Raw genomic sequence first — 3,001 nt, 5'->3', positions numbered from 1 at the left:
ACCCTTTCGGGTTGTATGGTTAAGTGACTAAGCGTACACGGTGGATGCCTTGGCAGTCAGAGGCGATGAAAGGCGTAATAACTTGCGATAAGCCCAGATTAGGTAGTAATAACCTTTTGAGTCTGGGATTCCTGAATGGGGAAACCCACTTACATAAGTAAGTATCCTGTTGTGAATACATAGCAACAGGAGGCAAACCGGGGGAACTGAAACATCTAAGTACCCCGAGGAAGAGAAATCAACCGAGATTCCGAAAGTAGCGGCGAGCGAAATTGGATTAGCCCTTAAGCTTTTAATGATGCAGGTGAAGAGTCTGGAAAGTCTCGCAGTAAAGGGTGATAGCCCCGTAACCGACACATCATAATCAGTGAAAACGAGTAGGGCGGGACACGTGATATCCTGTCTGAATATGGGGGGACCATCCTCCAAGGCTAAATACTACTGACTGACCGATAGTGAACCAGTACCGTGAGGGAAAGGCGAAAAGAACCCCTGTGAGGGGAGTGAAATAGAACCTGAAACCGTGTACGTACAAGCAGTAGGAGCACCTTCGTGGTGTGACTGCGTACCTTTTGTATAATGGGTCAGCGACTTAATTTTAGTAGCAAGGTTAACCGTTTAGGGGAGCCGTAGGGAAACCGAGTCTTAACTGGGCGTACAGTTGCTAGGATTAGACCCGAAACCAGGTGATCTAGCCATGGGCAGGTTGAAGGTTGAGTAACATCAACTGGAGGACCGAACCGACTAATGTTGAAAAATTAGCGGATGACTTGTGGCTAGGGGTGAAAGGCCAATCAAACCTGGAGATAGCTGGTTCTCCCCGAAAGCTATTTAGGTAGCGCCTCGGACGAATACTACTGGGGGTAGAGCACTGTTAAGGCTAGGGGGTCATCCCGACTTACCAACCCTTTGCAAACTCCGAATACCAGTAAGTACTATCCGGGAGACACACGGCGGGTGCTAACGTCCGTCGTGGAGAGGGAAACAACCCAGACCGCCAGCTAAGGTCCCAAAGTATAGCTAAGTGGGAAACGATGTGGGAAGGCTCAGACAGCCAGGATGTTGGCTTAGAAGCAGCCATCATTTAAAGAAAGCGTAATAGCTCACTGGTCGAGTCGGCCTGCGCGGAAGATGTAACGGGGCTAAGCTATACACCGAAGCTGCGGCTACGTACCTTAGGGTATGTGGGGTAGGGGAGCGTTCTGTAAGCCGTTGAAGGTGGTCTGTAAGGGCTGCTGGAGGTATCAGAAGTGCGAATGCTGACATGAGTAACGATAAAGGGAGTGAAAAACTCCCTCGCCGGAAGACCAAGGGTTCCTGTCCAACGTTAATCGGGGCAGGGTAAGTCGACTCCTAAGGCGAGGCCGAAAGGCGTAGTCGATGGGAAACGGGTTAATATTCCCGTACTTCTTACAATTGCGATGGGGGGACGGAGAAGGCTAGGTGGGCCTGGCGACGGTTGTCCAGGTTCAAGTACGTAGGCGGGTGGTTTAGGTAAATCCGGACCGCTATTAACGCTGAGATACGATGTCGAGCTACTACGGTAGTGAAGTCATTGATGCCATGCTTCCAGGAAAAGCCTCTAAGCTTCAGATTGTAAGGAATCGTACCCCAAACCGACACAGGTGGTCGGGTAGAGAATACCAAGGCGCTTGAGAGAACTCGGGTGAAGGAACTAGGCAAAATGGTACCGTAACTTCGGGAGAAGGTACGCTCTTATCAGTGAAGTCCCTTGCGGATGGAGCAGACGAGAGTCGCAGATACCAGGTGGCTGCAACTGTTTATTAAAAACACAGCACTGTGCAAAATCGTAAGATGACGTATACGGTGTGACGCCTGCCCGGTGCCGGAAGGTTAATTGATGGGGTTAGACTTCGGTCGAAGCTCTTGATCGAAGCCCCGGTAAACGGCGGCCGTAACTATAACGGTCCTAAGGTAGCGAAATTCCTTGTCGGGTAAGTTCCGACCTGCACGAATGGCGTAATGATGGCCACGCTGTCTCCACCCGAGACTCAGTGAAATTGAAATCGCTGTGAAGATGCAGTGTACCCGCGGCTAGACGGAAAGACCCCGTGAACCTTTACTACAGCTTGGCACTGAACATTGAACCTACATGTGTAGGATAGGTGGGAGACTATGAAACCGCGTCGCTAGATGTGGTGGAGTCGTCCTTGAAATACCACCCTTGTAGTTTTGATGTTCTAACGTTGGTCCCTGAATCGGGATTACGGACAGTGCCTGGTGGGTAGTTTGACTGGGGCGGTCTCCTCCCAAAGAGTAACGGAGGAGCACGAAGGTGGGCTAAACACGGTTGGACATCGTGTGGTTAGTGCAATGGCATAAGCCCGCTTGACTGCGAGAATGACAATTCGAGCAGGTGCGAAAGCAGGTCATAGTGATCCGGTGGTTCTGAATGGAAGGGCCATCGCTCAACGGATAAAAGGTACTCCGGGGATAACAGGCTGATACCGCCCAAGAGTTCATATCGACGGCGGTGTTTGGCACCTCGATGTCGGCTCATCACATCCTGGGGCTGAAGTCGGTCCCAAGGGTATGGCTGTTCGCCATTTAAAGTGGTACGCGAGCTGGGTTTAGAACGTCGTGAGACAGTTCGGTCCCTATCTGCCGTGGGCGTTGGAAAATTGAAAGGGGCTGCTCCTAGTACGAGAGGACCGGAGTGGACGAACCTCTGGTGTTCGGGTTGTCATGCCAATGGCATTGCCCGGTAGCTAAGTTCGGAATCGATAACCGCTGAAAGCATCTAAGCGGGAAGCGAGCCTTGAGATGAGTTTTCCCTGGCACTATAAGTGTCCTAAAGGGTTGTCGTAGACTACGACGTTGATAGGCAGGGTGTGTAAGTGCTGCGAGGCATTGAGCTAACCTGTACTAATTGCCCGTGAGGCTTAACCATACAACACCCAAGGGGTTTTGTGGACTCAAAGAAAGACCAGACCTTGAATGAGTTTGAAGAGACTTTTAAATCAGTTTTCCAGATTATTTC

1 rRNA gene is annotated in these 3,001 nt (G+C 50.8%); it reads left to right on the top strand.

The annotated features are described in order from the left end of the window. Positions 1-17: 17 nt before the first annotated feature. Positions 18-2,911, top strand: a 23S ribosomal RNA gene (locus tag AB4512_RS03470). The last annotated feature ends 90 nt before the right edge of the window (positions 2,912-3,001 follow it).

It is taken from the genome of Vibrio sp. 10N.222.52.B7, assembly GCF_041474275.1.
GTDB classification, from domain to species: domain Bacteria; phylum Pseudomonadota; class Gammaproteobacteria; order Enterobacterales; family Vibrionaceae; genus Vibrio; species Vibrio crassostreae_C.
Note: the sequence above shows the minus strand (reverse complement) of the source record. Positions and strands in the feature narration are given on the sequence as shown.